Source organism: Bifidobacterium sp. ESL0825, from assembly GCF_052606465.1.
This window is the reverse complement of sequence record NZ_CP199589.1, coordinates 1,610,914-1,629,721: the sequence shown is the minus strand read 5'-3', so window position 1 is coordinate 1,629,721 and position 18,808 is coordinate 1,610,914. Positions and strand designations below refer to the sequence as shown.

Genomic DNA, 18,808 nt, shown 5'->3' with positions numbered 1-18,808 from the left:
AACGGCCGCCGACGGGATTACGGCAACCCCGCCGACATACCCGCCGACCCATTCTTTTGCGAAGTGATCGTTCATGACAGCTGACCGACCGGCCTCTACGAGCCCGCCCGTTCTTACCTTCATCGTCCCCGCCTACAACATGGCCCAGCATCTGCCGACCTGCCTGGATTCGCTCCTGAGCCGGGAGGGGGAGGACCTGGAGGTCATCGTGGTCGATGACGGATCCACCGATGCCACAGCGCAGGTAGTGCAGTCATATCAGGCACGCCATCCGCACACTGTCCGACTGATCAGCCAGACCAACAAGGGCCACGGCGGCGCGGTCAACACTGGCCTGGCAGCCGCCCGGGGCCGCTATGTCAAGGTGGTCGATGCCGACGACTGGGTGGACCCGACCTCCTTGAGTCTGGTCTTGGACCAACTGCGCGACCAGTCACAACGTACGAATCCGGTGGACATGGTGGTCACCAACTACGTCTACGAAAAGGAAGGCCGCAGACATAAGCGGGTCATCAACTTCCGCAGCGTCATGGACCCGGGACGGGTGCTGGACTGGAACCATCTGCGGCGGTTCGGGCTGGCCCAGTACATGATCATGCATGCCCTGATCCTGCGCACCGAGGTGCTCCGCCAGGCCCACACCCATCTGCCCGAGCACACCTATTACGTGGACTTCATCTACTCCTATCAGCCCCTGCCCTGGGTACACACCCTGCTCTACCTGGACACGAATTTCTACCGCTATCACACCGGCCGCCAGGGCCAGTCGGTACAGACCTCGATCATGATCGCCCGGGTCTCGCAACTGCTGCTGGTCAACGGGCTCATGGCGGATTCCACGCCTGACCCGGGGACGGTTCCCCGTGGACTTTATCGTTATATGATCCACTATCTGTCCATTAACTGCGTGGTGACCTCGGTCTTCCTGATTCTTTCGCGCAAGCCCAGCAACTACCGAAACAAGGACATGCTCTGGCGAAGGCTGGAGCACCGCTCCCCCGTCATCGCCTCCGACGTGCGCTCCACCCTGCTCTGCCGGATGATCAACATGCCGGGCAGGCCGGGCCGCTTGGCCATTCGCCTGGGTTACAAGGCCGCCGAGGCCGCCATGGGCTTCAACTGATCGCCCACCCGCGGCAGGAGCACACAAAGGCTGAACCAGTGATGCTCGGTCCGCAGGGTCATCTCGCCCTGGTAGCGGTGGGCTATGTGCCGGATGGACTTGACTCCGTAGCCATGCAGGCCATCCTCAGTTCTGGTCTTGGTGGTGGCCAGCTCGCCGTTGCCCTTCCAATTCAGGGGCGATACAAAATAGTTTTCAATGCGGATCACCACGAATTGTCCCCGTGCGTACAGGGCCACCTTGATCAGGCGGCGGTCTGAGTCCTCAACCTTCCTCAAAGCCTCAATGGCATTGTCCAAAGCGTTGCCGAAGAGGGTGGAGACATCCATGGGCGACATCCCCTCCAAGAGGGAGCCGTCGGCCACCATGGTCAGGGTGATCCCCTCTTCGGAGCATATGCGCTCCTTGGTTGACATGACCACGTCCAGGATGGGGTTGCCGGTGTGCTGCTGCGACCCGTACCGCCCGACTGCAGCCTCCAGCTCCTCGAAATCCTGGGACTTGCGCTCAGGATCCATCTGCGAGCGCAGGGCGGCGATCTGGTGCTTGAGGTCGTGGGCGAGCCTGCCCATGGCCTCCAGATTTTCCTTGGAACGCATGTACTCCCGATGCTGGCTGTAAGCCCGGGCGTTGATGGAGGCCAGCTCGGCGCTGGTATGGCTCTCCCGCAGCTGTTCCTGCTGGGCGTAGAGCATGGCGAAGCCGCACAGATCCACCAGAGTGCGGATGTAGAAGACCTCCAGGCCGACCCGACCGGAGAAGGGGGTGTTGGTGGAAACGAAACTCAGGTTGGACATGGCGAAGGTAACCACAGCGATGACCGCGGCTATGAAGACGCTGCGTCCTGGCACAGAAGGCTGGGCATCGGCGAAGTTGCGCCGTTCCGCCACCCAGGCCAGCAGTCCTACGCCCCCGTAGATCAGCACCAGCAGGATCAAGGAGGCCGGGTCGTACAGGCTGTGGCTGGAGGGACGCATGAAGGAGTCCAGCTGCCAGTGCAGGGAGGCAACCAGCTCGGCCAGAACGAAGGCACGGGCCAGCAGATAGGCCCCGTCCAGCGCCCTCAACCCCGAAGCCAGCATGATGATGGCATACATGCAGGCCACGGCCAGGCACATGCTGATGATCCAGAAGGCGATAGGCAGGGTGCCGGCCCAATATTGGACCCCGATGAGCACAGCCAGACCGGGCAGAAGCACAGCCACCATTCTTAGGCGTGAGGTCCTCGCCCCAATAGCCAATAGATAGACCAGGCAACCCAGCCACTCGCTGATGGCTGTATAGAGCCGGGGAATGTCGGGCAGGGCATTGAGGATGTGGGTGCTGGTCATGGCCGACCTGCCACATAGGCGGTCAGAGCCGTCATGAAGGCCTTCTTGCGGGGTCGGCTGACCCGCAGCCGCTGGCCGGTAGACATGATGCAGTCCTGGTCCTCCATGCCCGTCACATGGGCTAGGTTGACCAGGTAACAGGAGTTGGAACGGAAGAATCCCCGCTGGTCCAGCTGGCCCTCCAGGCTTTTCAGCGTGCTGTTCGTGGTCAGTGAGGAATCCAAGGTGTGGATGACGCTGCTGTGGCGGACGGATTCGATGAAGACGATGTCCTTGAGGGGGATCCTGGTGGATCGGGCACCCTCGGTGATCAGGATGGACAGGTCCACGCGGCCACGCACCTGGGCGATGGATCGGTCCAGCTCCTGGGAGAAGGCGAACCAGGGCAGGGGCTTGAGCAGGTAAGAAAGAGCGCCCACCTCATAGCCGTTGATGGCGTACTGGGGGGCGGAGGTGATGAAAACGATGACTACCGACTCGTCACGGGCTCTTACCCTGCGGGCCACTTCGATTCCGTCCATGGGGGTCATCTGAATGTCCAGAAGGAGGATGTCATAGACGGGTCGATAGCCATCCGCAAAAGCCTTGCCATCGGTGAAGACGCTGACCGTCAGTTCTTCCTGACGTTCCTTGCGGTAGCGGCTCAGGTAATTGACCATGGTCCGACAGCTGATGGAATCATCATCCACCACTGCGATTCTGATCATCCTGGCACACACTCCTTATCCCGTCGGCCAAGGACCCATGGCCGCCGTTATCACCGTTCTTCAATGATATCGGAGATGTCCGCATGGCAGACCCCGCTTGCCTGAAGCCGAACGCTGACAAACAGGGGTTGGTTTGGAAAAAACAAACAAGTTTGAACCACTCGTTTTTTTACGCTGCGAATCTATTCTCACTTGTGGGCGGGAACGATTAGAGTCGAAACATGTCTACCTTCGCACCCTCTTCGTCCTGGAAACCCTCCACCTGGCTGGCCCGCCTGATGCTGCTGATGGCTGCGGCCGCCTGGGGAGCCGGATACACCTTCGAAAAGGTTGCCATGGAGACCCTGACCGTGCGCTGGCTGATGGGCATTCGCATCCTCTGCGCCATCGTGGTCATGACACCCTTTTTGCTGCCTAGGCTGCGCAGAACCGGGGCCATACATACCCTGGTGCCAGGGCTGATTCTGGGGGTCAGTTACTGGGCGGCCTTCAGCCTGCAGATGATGGGGCTGACCACCATCGCTCCGGGCCGCAACTCCTTCCTGACGGCCACCTACTGCATCTTCGTGCCCTTCCTGGTCTGGATCATGGCCCGCCGACGGCCGGCCCTGCGGCACTTCGTCGCAGCCGCCATCTGCATCCTGGGCGTGGCTCTGATCTCGCTGCCGGCCCAAGGCGGGGGACAGGGGCTGGTTCTGAGCACCGGCGACCTGCTGACTCTGGCCGGCGCCCTGCTCTACGGGGTCAACCTGGTGATCACCGGTTTCCTGACCAAGAAGTTCGATGCCCCCACGCTGACCTACCTGGAGCTGCTCTTCGGCGGCATGCTCTTCCTGGTCTGCGCGCTGATCTTCGATCCCTTGCCCACTGCGGCCGACTTCACGCCCTCGACCCTGGGCTCCATGATTTATCTGACGCTGATCTCGACCCTGATGGCCCAGAACTTTCAGAACATCGCCTTCTCCAGGGTCCCCGCCGCCCAGGGCTCGCTGATCCTGTGCTCGGAGAGCCTGTTCGGCATGCTGGTCTCGGTCCTGGTCCTGCACGAGGAGCTGACGGCCACCCATCTGCTGGGCTTCGCCATCATCTTCGCCGCCATCATCCTGTCCGAGGTCAGGCTTCACCCCCGCCGGCTGTCGAGGGATTCCTGAGCAGCCGGATCCCCCCGGTAGGCTGTTCCGGGCAAAAGGTCGTAGGGCATCTGCCGCTTGATCAGGTAGAAGACCAGCAGGAGCAGGGCCAGGATGCGCGTCGCAGTCTGAACCTTGCCGGTCCAGGGGCCGAAGACGGCCAGGATGACTGCGGTCCGGAACAGATAGAAGAGGAAGCGGGACCAGCCATGCCGCTGCTTGGTTTCGACGGTCATGTGGGTGAAGGTGGCGCCCAGCGTCCGTCCCCGGCGGGGCAGGGGTATGAGCAGTTCAAAGATCAGCAGCATGGCCAGATCCACCACGGTCCCGAATACATCCAGAGCGGATGGGGCGATCAGCAATCCGCCAAAGCGGTAGTGACCATCCAGCTGATAGGTGCCCAGGCGATGAACCGCATAGGTCACGCCCATCCCCAGAGACAGGGACAGAATGGTGGCCAGAAGCAGATCCAGAGCCAGGGAGACGGCACGGTGTATGAACCCGGGATTGGTGACCAGCTGGGCAGCGTCAGCCTGACGAGTGGGAACGAGCTTGTTGGCCGCCATGGCCACCAGGTAGCCGATCAGAGCGCCTGATGTATTCCAAATCAGGTCGTCCACGTCGAAGAGACGGTAGGCGCAGCCCACGATGCCGAAAACCCCGGTCAGCTGGGCCGTTTCGATGAAGAGGGAGACCAGGAAGGCAACCGGCAAGGCCAGGATGAAGCGCCAGCGGAAGACCCGCCCCATGATGAAGCCCAGGGGCAGGAAGAAGGCCACATTGAGCAGGATCTGCAGCATGGCCATCCGACCGCCTGTGCTCAGGTCGGTCAGGAATTGCATGGGGTTGAGCTGGGGGGTCAGATGGTGGGTGGCGCAGAAAGCAGCGCGGTCGTCGGGCATGGGCCAGAGGGTGAAGAAGACCAAGGCCAGCAGGTATAAGACGGTCAGGTAGGCCGCCATGGCTGCTGTCAGCCGGAGCCGGTGATAGCGGTTGTAGATCAGGGCAAGAATGGGCAGGGTCAGGATCAGCGAGGCCAGGGGCCAAAAGACCAGAGATATGCCGAAGGAGCCGCTGAAGTAGTCCAGGTATGTCGAGAGCACAGTTCCAGTCTAAATCGTGCTTGGGCCTATCGACCGATTGACTGCGCCGACGAAGAGCTCAGTCGTCGCCCAAGGTTACGTGGATGCCGCCAACCAGGGAGCTGACCAGATTGTAGAGAAAGGCAAAAATGGTGACCAGAGCCACTACTATGACGATCTCGAAGATAGAGAAAATGGTCACCGAGCTCAGGACCGTCCCCAGGCTCAGCACCTGGCCCAGGTCGAAACCACCCGCATCCAGGCCTGTCTTGGAGATGACCTGGGTCAGATTGTCAAAGAGCCCCATGGCGTTGAGCAGAATCCAGAGCAGGGCGGCGGCCACCACCTGAATGATGGCCCCGGCGATGGACAGCAGGAAGGTGACCTTGGCCACCGACCAAGGTTCCAGCCGGGTCAAGGACAGCTGCATGCGCCGGGCCCGAGGCACGTGAGGACGTGTCGTTGAAGAGGCCTTGACCGGACCGGCAGCCGAAGCTGCGGTTCTTGCGGAGCGCCCTGCTGCCGTCCGGCCGGCAGCAGAAGCCGGGGGAGTGGCCGATGAGGGTCGGCGGGACTCGCCCTTTTCGGATTCATCAGCCTTGGTCTTTCCGGCTTTGGGCTTTTCTGTACCCTTCTTACCGGTACCGGCCTTGGCCTGCTTCTGATCATCCTGGCTCATGGGCACTCCTTGATCCTTGCATTCACCAGTCCGCGCACACCGCCGCAGGACCTGCACAACTTCTTACGAGGCTACCAGTCTTGTCAGACTGGTAGCGGACCTGCTCAGTCCTCTTGGGCCAGACCTTGGCCGTCGCCGGTTCCGGTGGTGGCGATGGGCTGATCCTTGGCCGCCAGGGGAGCGGCAGGAGCCAAGTCAGCCTGACCGCCATTCTCCTCCTGGTCGTCACGCTCGGCATTGCGGGCGATGGAGAGGATCTCATCGCCCTTGTCGGGCTTGGCCAGGGTGACTCCCTGGGTGTTGCGGCCGGTCCGCTTGACCTCGGCCACATCGGAGCGGATGACCTTGCCGGACTTCATGATGGCCATGATCTGATCGTCCTCGTTCACCACCAGGGCGCCGACCAGGGATCCCCGGCCCTCCACCATGGCGATGGCCTTGACGCCGTAGCCGTTGCGGCCCTGCAGGCGGTACTCGCTCAGGGCGGTCCGCTTGGCAAAGCCTTCATCGGTGACCACCAGCAGATCATTCCCGGACTCCTTGGCGATCACGTCCATGCTCAGCAGTTCGTCGCCGGGGCGGAACCGCATGCCTTGGACGCCGGCGGTCTGCCGTCCCATGGGCCGCAGGGTGGAGTCGTCGGCCGGGAAGCGCACGCTCATGCCCTTGCGGGAGACCAGGATGATCTCATCGTCGGCATTGCAGAGGGCAGCACCCACCAGCTCGTCACTCTGGGGCACCTCTTGCCCGTCCTCGTCGGTGACGGTGCCCAGCTCCATCAGCCGCACGGCGATCAGGCCGCCCTGGCGGGGCGAATCATACTCGGTCAGGCGGGTCTTCTTGACCCGTCCGGTCTGGGTGGCCAGGACCAGATAGTCGGCATCGTCATAGTCGTGCAGGGAGAGGACCTGTTCGATCCGCTCGCCCGGGCCCAGCTGGAGCAGATTGGCTACATGCTGTCCCTTGGAGTCGCGGGAACCCTCAGGCAGCTCATAGGCCTTGAGCCGATACACCCGGCCCTTGTTGGTGAAGAAGAGCAGCCAGTTGTGGGTGCTGGTCAGGAAGAAGTGGTCCACCACGTCGTCCTCGCGCAGCCTGGCTCCGCGGATGCCCTTGCCGCCACGGTGCTGGGCCCGGTACTCGTCGGCCTTGGTCCGCTTGACGAAGCCGGAGTGGGTGACGGTGACCACCACCTGCTCGTCGGCGATCAGGTCCTCCACGTTCATCTCGCCTGAGTAGGGGACGATCCGGGTCCTCCGCTCGTCGCCGTACTTGTCGACGATCTCGTCCAGCTCATCGCCCACGATGGTGCGCTGGCGCTCGGGGTGGGCAAGAATGTCGTTATAGTCGGCGATCTTGCGCATGAGATCCTCATGCTCGTCCAGGATCTTCTGCCGTTCCAGGGCGGCCAGACGGCGCAGCTGCATGGCCAGGATGGCATCGGCCTGGACCTCGTCCACATCCAGCAGCTCCATCAGGCCAGTGCGGGCCGTCTCCACGTCCTTGGAGGCGCGGATCAGGGCGATGACCTGGTCGATCATGTCCAGGGCCTTCAGATACCCCTGCAGGATGTGGTCGCGATCCTCGGCTTCCCGCTTCAGATAGCGGGTGCGCCGCTCGACCACATCCAGCTGGTGGTCCACCCAATGGCGGATGAAGGCATCCAGACTCAAGGTCCTGGGGACCCCGTCCACCAGGGCCAGCATGTTGGCCCCGAAGGTCTGCTGCAGCTGGGTGTGCTTGTAAAGGTTGTTGAGGACCACCTTGGGCACGGCATCACGCTTGAGCACCAGGACCAGGCGCTGGCCGGTACGGCCCGAGGTCTCATCGCGCATATCGGCGATGCCTTGAATCTTGCCGTCGCGCACCGCCTCGCGGATGGAGGAGGCCAGCCGGTCGGGGTTGACCTGGTAGGGCAGCTCGGTGACCACCAGGCACATCCTTCCGCGGATCTCCTCGGTGTTGACCACGGCCCGCATGGTGATCAGGCCGCGTCCGGTCCGGTAGGCCTGCTCGATGCCCTTGTGACCCAGAATGGTGGCGCCGGTAGGGAAGTCCGGTCCCTTGATGATGGCGATCAGGGCGTTGAGCAGCTCCTCCTTGGAGGCCTCGGGATGCTCCAGTGCCCAGTGCACGCCCTTGGATACCTCGCGCAGGTTGTGCGGAGGGATGTTGGTGGCCATGCCCACGGCGATGCCGGCTGATCCATTGACCAGCAGATTGGGGAAGCGGGAGGGCAGAACCGTAGGCTCTTGGGTTTTCCCGTCATAGTTGGGGATGAAATCGACCGTGTCCTTGTCGATGTCGCGCACCATCTCCATGGCCAAGGGGGCCATACGGCACTCGGTGTACCTCATGGCGGCCGCCGGGTCGTCGCCGGGGGAGCCAAAGTTGCCCTGGCCGTCCACCAGCGGGTAGCGCATGGACCAGGACTGGGCCAGACGCACGATGGTGTCATAGATGGCCGCATCGCCATGGGGGTGGTACTTGCCCATGACGTCGCCCACCACGCGCGAGCACTTGTTGTAGCCGCGGTCGGGCCGGTATCCGCCGTCGTACATGGCGTAGATGACCCTGCGGTGGACCGGCTTCATGCCATCGCGGACATCGGGCAGGGCCCGCTCCACGATCACGGACAGGGCGTAGGACAGGTAGGATTCCCGCATCTCCTGCTGGAGGTCGATGGGCTGAATCCGCTCGCCCTTAAGGAGGCCGTAATCGGTGTTGTCCATCTCCTGGGGGCTGAGCGGCTCGCGGGACCCGTCGGGCAGGTTGAGGCCGTCCTGGTCCGGGCTGTTGTCATTGTTGTTATCGTCTGCCAAAATCGATCCTTAGCTCAAATGGTGAAAAGGGGAGGCTTCCGTCTCAGGCGTCGATGAAGCGGGCGTCGTGGGCGTTGCGTTGGATGAACAGACGCCGAGGTTCGACCTCGTCGCCCATGAGCATGGTGAAGGTCTCGTCGGCCTGCTCAGCGTCATCGATGCGGATCTTCTTGAGGATGCGGTGATCCGGATCCATGGTGGTCTCCCAGAGCTCCTGGTAGCTCATCTCGCCCAGACCCTTGTAACGCTGGATCCCTTCGCCCTTGGGCAGCTGTCGGCCGGAGGCCTTGCCCTCGGCCAGGACCCTGTCGCGCTCGGCATCGGTGTAGACGAAGCTGTGGGGCCCCTTGGTCCACTTGAGCCGGTAGAGCGGGGGCATGGCCACGTAGACGTAGCCAGCCTCGATCATGGGCCGCATGTAGCGGAAGAAGAGGGTCAGATTCAGGGTGGCGATGTGGGCGCCGTCCACATCGGCGTCGGCCATGATGATGACCTTGTGGTAGCGCACCTTGTCGATGTTGAAGTCCTCGCCGTATCCGCCGCCCACAGCCGTGATCAGGGATTCGATGGTGTCGGACTTCATCATGCGGTCCAGACTGGCCCGCTCCGTGTTGAGGATCTTGCCGCGCAGGGGCAGGATGGCCTGGGTCATGGGGTTGCGCCCCTGGATGGCCGAGCCGCCTGCGGAGTCGCCCTCCACGATGAACAGCTCGCACTCCTCGGGGTCGCTGGACTGGCAGTCCTTGAGCTTGTCGGGCATGCCGGCCGTCTCGAAGATGGACTTGCGACGGGTGTTCTCGCGGGCCTTCTTAGCCGCGATCCTGGCCCGGGAGGCCTCCATGGCCTTCTGGATGATGGACTTGGCCTCGCCGGGATGGGCGTCGAACCAGTCGCTCAGCCTCTCGGTCATGACCCGCTGGACGAAGGTCTTGGCCTCGGAGTTGCCCAGCTTGGTCTTGGTCTGGCCCTCGAACTGCGGATTGGTCAGCTTGACGGAGACCACGGCGGTCAACCCCTCGCGCACGTCATCGCCCGAGAGGTTGTCATCCTTGTCCTTGAGGATGTTCTTGTCTCGGGCGTAGCGGTTGATCATGCTGGTCAGAGCTGCACGGAACCCCTCTTCGTGGGTGCCGCCCTCGGTGGTCGCGATGGTGTTGGCGAAAGTGTGGACCGACTCCGAGTAGGCGGTGGTCCACTGCATAGCCACCTCGGCGGAGATGCCCAGCTTCAGGTCCTCGGCCTCGAAGTCGATGACCTCGGCCTCCACAGGCGTGGCCTTCCTGACCTTGACCAGATAGTCCACATAGTCCTTGATGCCGTTGGCATACTGGTAGCTGACGGACTGGCCCTTCTGCTCAGGGGTCTGCTCCTCGCCCGCCACCTCGTCACCGGCCTGGTTGTTGGGGCGCAGATCGGTCAGGGTGATTCTCAAGCCCTTGTTGAGGAAGGCCATCTGCTGGAAACGGCTGCGCAGGGTCTCGAAGTCGTAGACCGTGGTCTCGAAGATTTTGGGATCGGCCCAGAAGGTCACCGAGGTGCCGGTGCCCTCGTCCGGCCCCATGGCCTGATCCTTGGATAGGGGAGCCGTGGGCTTCTGATTGCGGAAGCTCTGATGCCAGTGGTAACCCTGACGGCGCACCTGGACGTCGATCCGGGTGGACAGGGCGTTCACCACGGATATGCCCACGCCGTGCAGGCCGCCTGAAACCGCGTAGCCGCCGCCTCCGAACTTGCCGCCGGCATGCAGCTTGGTCATGACCACCTCGACGCCGCTCTTGCCCTCGCCCGGCACCTCGTCCACAGGTATGCCACGGCCGTTGTCGTCCACCCGGATGCCGTTGTCGGGCAGAATGGTGACTTCAATGTGGTCAGCATACCCGGCCAGGGCCTCGTCGACCGAGTTGTCGACGATCTCGTAGACCAGATGGTGCAGGCCCCTGGGACCTGTAGAACCGATGTACATACCGGGACGGACGCGAACCGCCTCCAGCCCCTCCAGCACTTTCAGATCGCTGGCGTCATAGTGTTCGGGGGAGAGCGAGTCATCCAGCTGCGCGTCGTCCAGCCGATCCTGGCCCGTCATGCCGTCATCCTGAGGCTTGTCCTCCTCATGCTCCCGGCCCTCTTGCGGGGTCCGGGACGGGTCAGTGTTGAGATCTGCCACGGATAGTCCTTTCTGCACCCCCATTGTCGCCCACTGACGACAAAGCAGCTTCCGTTCGTGGTCGAGCGGGGGATCGAGTCATGGTCACCAGGTTCCAAATCGTCCATAAAGGGGCCTTGGAAGCGTTTGACCCTATAACCTATAGATTACCAGCGCTAGGGGACTTTAGGCTGACAGAAAGCTGGGAAGACGGTATCCACAGATTATGGGTTCACCCGTAGGTGTCGCGCACGCCTCGGCCCGGCGGATCGAACCGTGAACGGCGAAAGCTGTAGTTGTGGGGGCCGGTCACCCGGATCTGCTTGACCGGCATGCCCAGCCGCTTGACAATGGTCGCCTTGAGCTGGGGGACCAGGTAGGTCAGCTGGGTGGCCCAGACTGTGGTCTGCGCCTGGATGGTCAGCACGCCCTCCCGGTAGGAGACCACTCTCGAATGAGCGGCGATGCCGGGGCCCACCACACTGTCCCACTGGTTGCGCAGCCGGGCCACCTTCAGGTGGCTGGTCCACCCGCTCCCGGCAGCCAGGCTGGTCACCACTCCTCCCAGTTTGGCTGGGTCGCGGCCTGGCTTTCCGAACGCATACCAGGCCTTGCGGGAGTTGTCCTCCCGCTGCCGACGAGTGGCCGCCCGTCGTGTGCAACCCTCGAAGACCAAGGCCGGCAATCGACGCTGGTCCAGGTGCAGAGTCTCAACCATGGGAGCCTTCATGACAGGTCGTTCCCCTCTGGCCCACCCTTCATATCCGAGTCGTCATGAGCCGTCCCTCTGGTTCGCCTCAGGTCCTGCATGGCACTGGCGATGGCCGGATCCTGAGCGGCCGGATCGGATGGTTGCACAGGCCTCAACCTGGACACATCCACCAAGCTGGCACCCTGCAGGGAGGGGATATCGCTGTCGGCGGCCACAGTGATCAGCACCTGGTCCTGCTGGCGGGCAAAGTCCAGGATCTGATCCCTGCGGCCCCGATCCAACTGGGCGAAGACATCATCCAGAATGACGATCGGCTCCAGGGCACGACGATCCTTGACCACCTGCAGCAGAGCCAGCCTCAGAGCCAGGGCCAGGGTCCACATCTCACCGTTGGAGGCGAACTCCCTGGCAGGCATGCCGTTGAGGGTGAAGGCCAGATCATCGCGCTGGGGGCCAATCAGATTGGTGCCCCGGGCCACTTCTCCCGGATATATCCGCTGAAAGTGACGACTGACGGCTTCGGCGACCTCGGAACCGGTCTGCCCATCGGGTCCTATCTCCTCCAGGGAGGGCCGGTAGGTCAATCGAGCATCCTGATCAGGGCCTGCCAGCCGACCATACAGATCACTGAAGGGCCGGTCCAGAGCCTCTACCAGAGCCGCCCGTCGTCGGCTCAGATCCAGCCCGGTGCGAATAAACTGCCCAGTCCATACCTCTAGGCCGGACAGGGCTGCGTCACGCCCATCACCCGAGGGGTCGCGGCCCGCCTGTGAGAGCTGCTTAAGCAGGGCGGCGCGCTGCCTGGCCACATGACGAAAATCCTGCCGAACCTGGAAGTAGTCGGCATCGAGCTGGCTGCCGGCCTGGTCCAGCACGGCACGTCTGGCTGCCGGCTCTCCGGAGACCATCAGCTGATCCTCGGGGCTGAAGGTCACGCAGGGCAACCGGCCTACCAGGTCACGCTGATAGAGGGAAGGCCCGCCGTTGATTCTTCCCCGGTTGGCCCCCTTGGCGGCAATGGTCAACTCATAGTCGGTGGCGGTCCCGTCCTGCTCCAGCCTGGCCCTGACAGTGGCCTTGGACTGCCCACGCTCTACCAGGGGCAGCAAGGATGAGGTCCTATGGCTGCCGCCGGTGGACAGGACCTCGATGGCCTCGACCAGGTTGGTCTTGCCCAGGCCGTTGCGTCCCTCCAGAATGGTCACTCCGGGCTCCAGATCGAGGACGCAGTGCTCCCAGGAACGGAAGTGATCCAGAACCAGACGGGAGATGTGCACGGCGATCGTTCCTCGAACCTGCCCGGGTGTCAGTTGTTGAAACGCATGGGCACCAGCAGGTAACGGTAGTCCATGGACTCCTCGGAATCCTGCTCCTGCTGGCCGTTGAACTCCACGGCCTTGACCGCCGAGGTCATTTTGATACGGACAAAGGGCTCGGCGATGGCGCCCAGCCCGTCGATCAGATAGCTGGGATTGAAGGCCACCGTGATGTCTTCGCCATCCAGATCCGCCTGCAGAACCTCATGGGCCTGTGCCTCGTCAGCCGTGCCTGCGCTCAGTGTCACCTCGTTGCCGGAGAAGACCATGCGAATGGGGGCGTTGCGTTCGGCAACCAGGGCCACGCGCTTGATGGCGTCGATCAGATCCTGCCTGGCGATGACCGCCTGGATGGGGTACTCGTCCGAAAAGAGACGGTCTACGGCCGGAAATTCCCCGTCAATCAGCTGGGTGGTGGATATCTTGCCGGCGTTTTCCACGCCCATGATGGTGGGGTTGTCAGCCTCGTAATCCATGGTCACGTTCTGGTGCTCGTCGAGGGAGCGGGCGATGTCTCGCAGCAGAGAACCGCGGATCAGCATCGATGTGGAGAAGTCGGCGTCGCGAGGAGTCCAGGTGAAGCTCGAACGGGACAGCCTGAAACGGTCAGTGGCGGTCATGACCACCTTGTCCCCGGTGATTTCGGTTTTTACGCTAGTCAGAACTGGCCGGCTTTCTTCCCGGGAAACAGCGACGATGGATTGGGAGATGGATTGGATAAAGGTCTCAGCATCCACTTGGCCCATGGGTTCGGGAACGGCAGGAAGGTCGGGATACTCGCTGTCAGGCATCAGCTGCAGGGAAAAAGTGGATTTGCCCGAAGTGATGGTCATCTTGGATCCCTCGGTTGATAGGTAGGTCTTCTCCGAGGGCAGTGATTTAGTGATGTCCGCTAGAAGTTTGCCCAATACCAGAGCCGTTCCGGATTCGTCGATACCTGCCTCGATGTGGTTTCTCGCCGAAACCTCGTAATCGAAAGCAGAGAGCTTCAATGTTCCGTCAGAGGCTTCCATTCTCACGCCCTCCAGAATCGGCGAAGCCGGTCGGGAGGGGATGATGCGGGTGGTCCAAGCCACTGCATCCGAGAGTGCGGATGAATTCACTTCTACTTTCATGGGAGCCTTCTTGTCGATGAATGAACTGGACTCATTCTATCGAATAGGCCAGGGGATGTGGTTGGAGTGAGGAAGTGTGCTTGAATATGACGATGACTATTGCATAAATATACATAGAGTCATCGTAATAAGCTCGGTGGATGGTGTGGATAAGTTTCCAAATCCTTGCAATACGGTGGATATACCTCCTCCAGGCGCTGTGGATAAGTGGTGAGATCGATGTGACTAACAAGCCAAATTATCCACAAGGGCGGATTTTTGCTGAGTTATCCACAAAAGCATGGTGGTTATTCGCTGAAGATCCACCACTTGTCCCCGGAAAATCGGTGGGTTATTCCCAAGGTTTGCCCACATCTGGGGATAAACAGGTGGATATCTTTTTCTGCCGATCCACACCGATTCCTGCGTGTCGCATCAGTTCTGAGGCTGCTTGAGCCGGACCGTCAGCTCCATGACGTAGTTGTAGATCTCCCGCTTTTCCTGCATCTCATTGGAGATGCGCGTATAGGCATGCATGACTGTGGTATGGTCGCGGCCGCCGAAGACCTCGCCGATGTCTACCAAGGACATGCTGGTCATTTCCCGGGCCAGATACATGGCGATCTGGCGGGCCAGGGCGATGTTCTTGGTGCGCGTACGGCCGACGATATCGTCAAAGGTCAGATGGAAGTACTTGGCCACCTGGGAGATGATGTCGGTGGGCTTGATTTCTACGTCCGTGGAGAAGAAGTCCTGCAGGGTCTGTTCAGCCAAGGCCGTGGTGACTGGCTGGTTATTGAGGCTGGCCACGGCTGTGACACGAGTCAGAGCCCCCTCAAGCTCTCGGATGTTCTCGGTGAAGCGTTCCGCGATCAGATCCAGGACCTCGTTGGGAATGCTCACCCCGTTCATGGAGGCCATCATTCTCAGGATGGCCACCCGGGTCTCCCGGTCTGGCGGCTTGACGTCCACGGTCAGGCCCGAGTCGAAGCGCGAGATCAGTCGCGATTCGAAGCCTTTCAGATTCTTGGGGGCCACGTCCGATGCGATGACGATGCGCTTGTTGGCGTCGTGCAGGGCGTTGAAGGTGTGGAAGAACTGGTCCAGGGTGGCTTCCTTGCCCCCCAGGAACTGGATGTCATCGATAAGGAGCACATCCACCTGCCGGTAACGGCGGTTGAATTCTGCGATCTGGCCCGAGCCTTGGGTTGAGTTCTGCAGGGCGTCGATGAACTCGTTGGTGAATTCCTCCGAGTTGACGTACCGGACCTTGAGCGAAGGATCCTTAACCAGGGCATAGTTGCCAATGGCGTTGAGCAGATGGGTCTTGCCCAGACCTGAGCTGCCATAGATGCACAGGGGATTGAAGTCCTGGCCCGAGCCTTCGGCCACGGCCAGGGCCACAGTCCGCGCGAAGCGGTTGGAGTCGCCTGGGACGAAGGTATCGAAAGTGGCGTTCTTGTTCAGATGAGTCTGCGGATCGCGCTCCACCCGGTTCTGGCTCATGGGGAAGCGAGGCACGGTAAAAGCGGGTCGCGACGTTGTCCGCTCGGCCTCGGCCTGCTGATCGGCATCGGCGCTGGCCGTGGACCTTGCAGCAGGGGAGGACTCGGACAGCTCGGCCTGCATGTCCAAAGTCATGGGCACGTAGGTGCCCTGATGGAAATCATTGGCCGAGACGATCGGGGTTTTGGCGGTCCCTGCGGTCTCAGGCCTCCAATTTGAACGGGTCTCTGTGTCGGAGGAGGATCGGCCGGTGCTGTTCTGGCGCTGGTAGTCGCCGTATGGATCCTGGGCTGGGCCGGGGACCTGACGGAACTCGCCGCTTCCCGGGGCGGAGCCAGCCATGGCGGATGCGCGTTGGTCGTTCTGTTGGTCGGCAGCCATCTGCTTGGCCATCTGCTCAGGGTAGACGATTTTGATGGCCGGGAACATTTCCTGATTGGTGACCAGTTGCAATGCGCTGAGGACGGGCTGGCTGAGCGGTCCCTGAATAGCTTCCTGGGTGGCCTTGGAGGAGACACGCAGAACGATGGTGGTGCCGAAGACCGCCTCGGGGGTGATGTCTTCAAGCCAGCCCTTGTCCCTGGAGGTCAGCGAACTGCTGTAGCGGAGCACCTGCAGGACCGCATCCCAGATTCTCTTGGCCTGGGCAGCGGCATCCAGCGGATCCTGCGCCATCAGTGTGCTCCTCTCTTCTCGACGACGGATTTCCCGTGTTTCCTGCTTCTCTCAAAGTCGACAGTAGCCCATTGTTACACCGACTTTGCGTGGTTATCCACAGGATAGCGTGTTGTGTCTGCGCTGAATGTGAATAACAGTGATGTAATTTGTGGATAAGTGAGGAGGCGCTTTCTCGCGCCATGACAGGGTTTGTGCAGGATACGAGGCGGTCCTTGTCATCTGAGGGGCGGATGCCTGTTTGACTCCGTCCCGGCTCCTGTGTACCGTGATATAGCTTGACTCATAACGAGCCGTACTCGAGTATGTCTACACACGGGAGCAACGAATTATGAAGAGGACATTCCAGCCCAATAACCGCCGTCGTCACATGAAGCACGGGTTCCGCGCTCGCATGCGCACCCGCTCTGGCCGCGCTCTGATCAATCGTCGCCGGGCCAAGGGCCGTCGGACGCTCTCCGCCTGAATCGGATTTCGATCCTTTCGCAAAAGGTGGAACGGCTGAGGAGCCACCGGGAATTCACGGCGGTGCTCAGGCGACACCATCGGGTCAGCAGCCGGGATCTGGTCATTCATTATTCGATCCCTGGATCTGACCAGACGGTGACCCCGCTGCCGGTGGCATCGGTTGCGCACGAAGGGCGGCATGACATCCTGCCTGCGGGCAGACGCCGCATGGGGCTCGCTGTATCCAAAAATGTAGGCAAGGCCGTGACTAGGAACAAGGTCAAGCGCAGATTCAGGCAACTTGCCGGATCCAAGGAGGGCCTGCTGCCATCCTCCTGTGATCTGGTCATGCGCGCCAAGCCCAGCGCTGCCAGAGCCACCTATGGGCAGCTGGAGGAGCAAGTGGACAGGCTCTTCCGTGACCTTATGCGCAAGACTGGCAAGATTGCCGGCGGCTCTGAAGGGCGAATGCAATCAGATTTGCAGCTCGGCGGGTCCAAGCGTCAACCGGCTCAACGGCTGGAAGCCAATGAAGGATGCAGGGCATGAGCGGCCTGGCCTCCCGGGCTCTGCAGGGTGCAGTCCGCTGGTATCAGCGCCACATCTCACCCCTCTCGCCGCCGCGGTGCCGTTACTACCCGACCTGCTCCCAGTACGCTCTGACCGCTCTGAGGCGGTTCGGGGCCTTGCGTGGAACCATCCTGGCCGTTCTGCGGCTATTGCGCTGCACGCCTTTCAACAACGGCGGGATCGATGACGTGCCCCAGAGGTTTTCCATCTTCTATCGGTTCCCGTGGTCCAAGGCCCATGAGGAGGCCCGGCTGACCCCCATGGCCCCAGACAAGGAGACGGCCTGACAATGTTCCAGAACAACGACACTTTCACTTTCGATACGGGCATATACGGCTTCTTCTATAAGATCCTCTACCCCATCGAGTGGCTCATGACCTACATCATGACCTACTGCCACAAGTTCCTGACCCTGATCGGGCTCCATAAGGGTCCCGGGGTGGCCTGGGCGCTCTCGGTAGTGATGCTGGTGCTGGTCGTCAACCTCTGCGTGCTGCCGCTCTTCATCAAGCAGCTGCGATCCATGCAAAAGATGCAGGCCCTGCAGCCCAAGCTGATGAAGATCCAGAACAAGTACCGCAACAAGAAGGATCCAGCCAGCCGAGAGGCCATGAGCCGGGAGACCATGAAGGTCTACCAGGATAACCATGCCAACCCCATGAGTTCCTGTCTGCCCGCGCTGGTCCAGGGCCCGGTCTTCATGACCATGTTCTACGTGCTTTCGGCTGTGCCCTTCATCGCCCGGGGCAAGCGGGCGCCCCTTGGAGCCTTCAACCGACAGGTGGCGCGAGAATTCGAGGAGACCACCTTCTTCGGGCTGCGGATTTCGGACAACTTCATGTCCGCCCAGGGTGCGGGCCGCATAGTCATAGTGGTCTTCATTGTGCTCATGTGCCTGGCCATGTTCTACTCGCAGTTCCACAACGTCCGGCGGAACATGCCCAGGTCGGCCATGCAGGGACAGCAGTACAAGATGCAGCAGATGATGGCCTTCATCTTCCCGGTCATGTACATCTTCTCAGGCATCTACTTCCCCTTCGCCGTGCTGATTTACTGGCTGACCAACAACCTTTGGAATCTGGGCCGAACCCTCTTCCAGGTCCGCCATATGCCTACGCCGGGCTCGCCGGCTGCAGAGAGCAAGGAGGAGCGGGACCACCGCCGTGAGAACGCTCGTCGCAAGCGCCAGGGGCTGCCCTCTTTGGAGGAGGAGCAGCTGATGGAGGCCAAGCGGTTGGAGGAGGAAGCCCGCAACAACAAGAACGTCTCCCACCAGCGTTCTCAGCCCCACCGCAAGCGTCGCGGTCGTTGATGCAGCTACTGGCAGCGGTGGCCGGTGCGGTGACCAAGCTTTCGGTCGGGCGGATACTGGAGTAGTCTGCAATCATCACGTCCGTGTATCCTCAATACTGGACACTCGATTGGTGACCAGGAATCCAGTGGACCTGAGGTTATGAATCGGATGTAAACG

15 protein-coding genes and 1 pseudogene are annotated in these 18,808 nt (G+C 61.5%); 6 read left to right on the top strand and 10 right to left on the bottom strand.

The window, feature by feature from the left end:
- The first annotated feature begins 73 nt into the window (after positions 1-73).
- Positions 74-1,123, top strand: coding sequence for a glycosyltransferase family 2 protein (locus ACUIAG_RS06955; RefSeq protein ID WP_045923746.1), 1,050 nt, complete (start codon positions 74-76; stop codon positions 1,121-1,123).
- On the opposite strand, the gene ACUIAG_RS06950 is transcribed toward ACUIAG_RS06955, so the two are convergent.
- Together ACUIAG_RS06950 and ACUIAG_RS06945 are read right to left on the bottom strand one after the other, a co-directional pair.
- The gene (locus tag ACUIAG_RS06950) at positions 1,087-2,454 is read right to left on the bottom strand and encodes a GHKL domain-containing protein (protein WP_445339470.1); all 1,368 of its coding nucleotides are present in this window, start codon (positions 2,452-2,454) and stop codon (positions 1,087-1,089) included. The genes ACUIAG_RS06955 and ACUIAG_RS06950 overlap by 37 nt on opposite strands.
- On the bottom strand, positions 2,451-3,161 hold the full coding sequence (locus ACUIAG_RS06945; RefSeq protein ID WP_045923744.1) for a LytR/AlgR family response regulator transcription factor: 711 nt from the start codon (positions 3,159-3,161) through the stop codon (positions 2,451-2,453). The genes ACUIAG_RS06950 and ACUIAG_RS06945 overlap by 4 nt, the downstream gene beginning before the upstream one ends.
- A gap of 221 nt (positions 3,162-3,382) precedes the next feature.
- Here ACUIAG_RS06945 and ACUIAG_RS06940 point away from each other — a divergent pair, with 221 nt between their 5' ends.
- On the top strand, positions 3,383-4,312 hold the full coding sequence (locus tag ACUIAG_RS06940) for a DMT family transporter (protein ID WP_445339469.1): 930 nt from the start codon (positions 3,383-3,385) through the stop codon (positions 4,310-4,312).
- On the opposite strand, the gene ACUIAG_RS06935 is transcribed toward ACUIAG_RS06940, so the two are convergent.
- The 8 genes from ACUIAG_RS06935 to dnaA form a co-directional block, all read right to left on the bottom strand.
- On the bottom strand, positions 4,282-5,394 hold the full coding sequence (locus ACUIAG_RS06935; protein WP_445339468.1) for a VanZ family protein: 1,113 nt from the start codon (positions 5,392-5,394) through the stop codon (positions 4,282-4,284). The genes ACUIAG_RS06940 and ACUIAG_RS06935 overlap by 31 nt on opposite strands.
- A gap of 58 nt (positions 5,395-5,452) precedes the next feature.
- The gene (locus tag ACUIAG_RS06930) at positions 5,453-6,052 is read right to left on the bottom strand and encodes a DUF3566 domain-containing protein (protein ID WP_313836309.1); all 600 of its coding nucleotides are present in this window, start codon (positions 6,050-6,052) and stop codon (positions 5,453-5,455) included.
- Positions 6,053-6,156: 104 nt separating this feature from the next.
- Complete coding sequence (gyrA, locus tag ACUIAG_RS06925) at positions 6,157-8,874, bottom strand: DNA gyrase subunit A (protein WP_313839911.1); 2,718 nt, start codon at positions 8,872-8,874, stop codon at positions 6,157-6,159.
- Positions 8,875-8,917: 43 nt separating this feature from the next.
- Positions 8,918-10,957: a DNA topoisomerase (ATP-hydrolyzing) subunit B gene (gene gyrB / locus ACUIAG_RS06920; RefSeq protein WP_445340384.1), complete on the bottom strand. Its 2,040-nt coding sequence runs from the start codon at positions 10,955-10,957 to the stop codon at positions 8,918-8,920.
- A 292-nt stretch (positions 10,958-11,249) separates the two neighbouring features.
- Positions 11,250-11,747, bottom strand: a complete 498-nt coding sequence (locus ACUIAG_RS06915) for a DUF721 domain-containing protein (protein ID WP_445339467.1) — start codon at positions 11,745-11,747, stop codon at positions 11,250-11,252.
- Positions 11,744-13,006 (bottom strand): DNA replication/repair protein RecF, encoded by a 1,263-nt coding sequence (gene recF, locus ACUIAG_RS06910; protein ID WP_445339466.1) that lies wholly within the window; start codon positions 13,004-13,006, stop codon positions 11,744-11,746. The genes ACUIAG_RS06915 and recF overlap by 4 nt, the downstream gene beginning before the upstream one ends.
- 29 nt (positions 13,007-13,035) lie before the next feature.
- A complete protein-coding gene (gene dnaN, locus ACUIAG_RS06905; RefSeq protein ID WP_445339465.1) occupies positions 13,036-14,160 on the bottom strand; it encodes a DNA polymerase III subunit beta in 1,125 nt (374 codons plus the stop codon).
- A gap of 414 nt (positions 14,161-14,574) precedes the next feature.
- A complete protein-coding gene (gene dnaA / locus ACUIAG_RS06900; protein WP_313841257.1) occupies positions 14,575-16,320 on the bottom strand; it encodes a chromosomal replication initiator protein DnaA in 1,746 nt (581 codons plus the stop codon).
- A gap of 331 nt (positions 16,321-16,651) precedes the next feature.
- Here dnaA and rpmH point away from each other — a divergent pair, with 331 nt between their 5' ends.
- The 4 genes and pseudogenes from rpmH (at position 16,652) to yidC (ending at position 18,649) form a co-directional block, all read left to right on the top strand.
- Positions 16,652-16,786, top strand: a complete 135-nt coding sequence (gene rpmH / locus ACUIAG_RS06895) for a 50S ribosomal protein L34 (protein ID WP_015022700.1) — start codon at positions 16,652-16,654, stop codon at positions 16,784-16,786.
- Positions 16,787-16,812: 26 nt separating this feature from the next.
- A pseudogene (gene rnpA, locus ACUIAG_RS06890) lies at positions 16,813-17,205 on the top strand (ribonuclease P protein component); the annotation flags it as partial.
- Positions 17,206-17,312: 107 nt separating this feature from the next.
- Positions 17,313-17,624 (top strand): membrane protein insertion efficiency factor YidD, encoded by a 312-nt coding sequence (gene yidD, locus ACUIAG_RS06885; RefSeq protein WP_045925193.1) that lies wholly within the window; start codon positions 17,313-17,315, stop codon positions 17,622-17,624.
- 2 nt (positions 17,625-17,626) lie between these two features.
- The gene (gene yidC / locus ACUIAG_RS06880; RefSeq protein ID WP_045925058.1) at positions 17,627-18,649 is read left to right on the top strand and encodes a membrane protein insertase YidC; all 1,023 of its coding nucleotides are present in this window, start codon (positions 17,627-17,629) and stop codon (positions 18,647-18,649) included.
- Positions 18,650-18,808: the final 159 nt, after the last annotated feature.

What these genes read in the sequence shown, in the direction of transcription:
- ACUIAG_RS06955 (WP_045923746.1), top strand. Translation starts at nt 74, where the DNA reads ATGACAGCTGACCGACCGGCCTCTACGAGCCCGCCCGTTCTTACCTTC.
- ACUIAG_RS06950 (WP_445339470.1), bottom strand. Translation starts at nt 2,454, where the DNA reads ATGACCAGCACCCACATCCTCAATGCCCTGCCCGACATTCCCCGGCTC.
- ACUIAG_RS06945 (WP_045923744.1), bottom strand. Translation starts at nt 3,161, where the DNA reads ATGATCAGAATCGCAGTGGTGGATGATGATTCCATCAGCTGTCGGACC.
- ACUIAG_RS06940 (WP_445339469.1), top strand. Translation starts at nt 3,383, where the DNA reads ATGTCTACCTTCGCACCCTCTTCGTCCTGGAAACCCTCCACCTGGCTG.
- ACUIAG_RS06930 (WP_313836309.1), bottom strand. Translation starts at nt 6,052, where the DNA reads ATGAGCCAGGATGATCAGAAGCAGGCCAAGGCCGGTACCGGTAAGAAG.
- gyrB (WP_445340384.1), bottom strand. Translation starts at nt 10,957, where the DNA reads ATGACGGGCCAGGATCGGCTGGACGACGCGCAGCTGGATGACTCGCTC.
- ACUIAG_RS06915 (WP_445339467.1), bottom strand. Translation starts at nt 11,747, where the DNA reads ATGAAGGCTCCCATGGTTGAGACTCTGCACCTGGACCAGCGTCGATTG.
- dnaN (WP_445339465.1), bottom strand. Translation starts at nt 14,160, where the DNA reads ATGAAAGTAGAAGTGAATTCATCCGCACTCTCGGATGCAGTGGCTTGG.
- dnaA (WP_313841257.1), bottom strand. Translation starts at nt 16,320, where the DNA reads ATGGCGCAGGATCCGCTGGATGCCGCTGCCCAGGCCAAGAGAATCTGG.
- rpmH (WP_015022700.1), top strand. Translation starts at nt 16,652, where the DNA reads ATGAAGAGGACATTCCAGCCCAATAACCGCCGTCGTCACATGAAGCAC.
- yidD (WP_045925193.1), top strand. Translation starts at nt 17,313, where the DNA reads ATGAGCGGCCTGGCCTCCCGGGCTCTGCAGGGTGCAGTCCGCTGGTAT.
- yidC (WP_045925058.1), top strand. Translation starts at nt 17,627, where the DNA reads ATGTTCCAGAACAACGACACTTTCACTTTCGATACGGGCATATACGGC.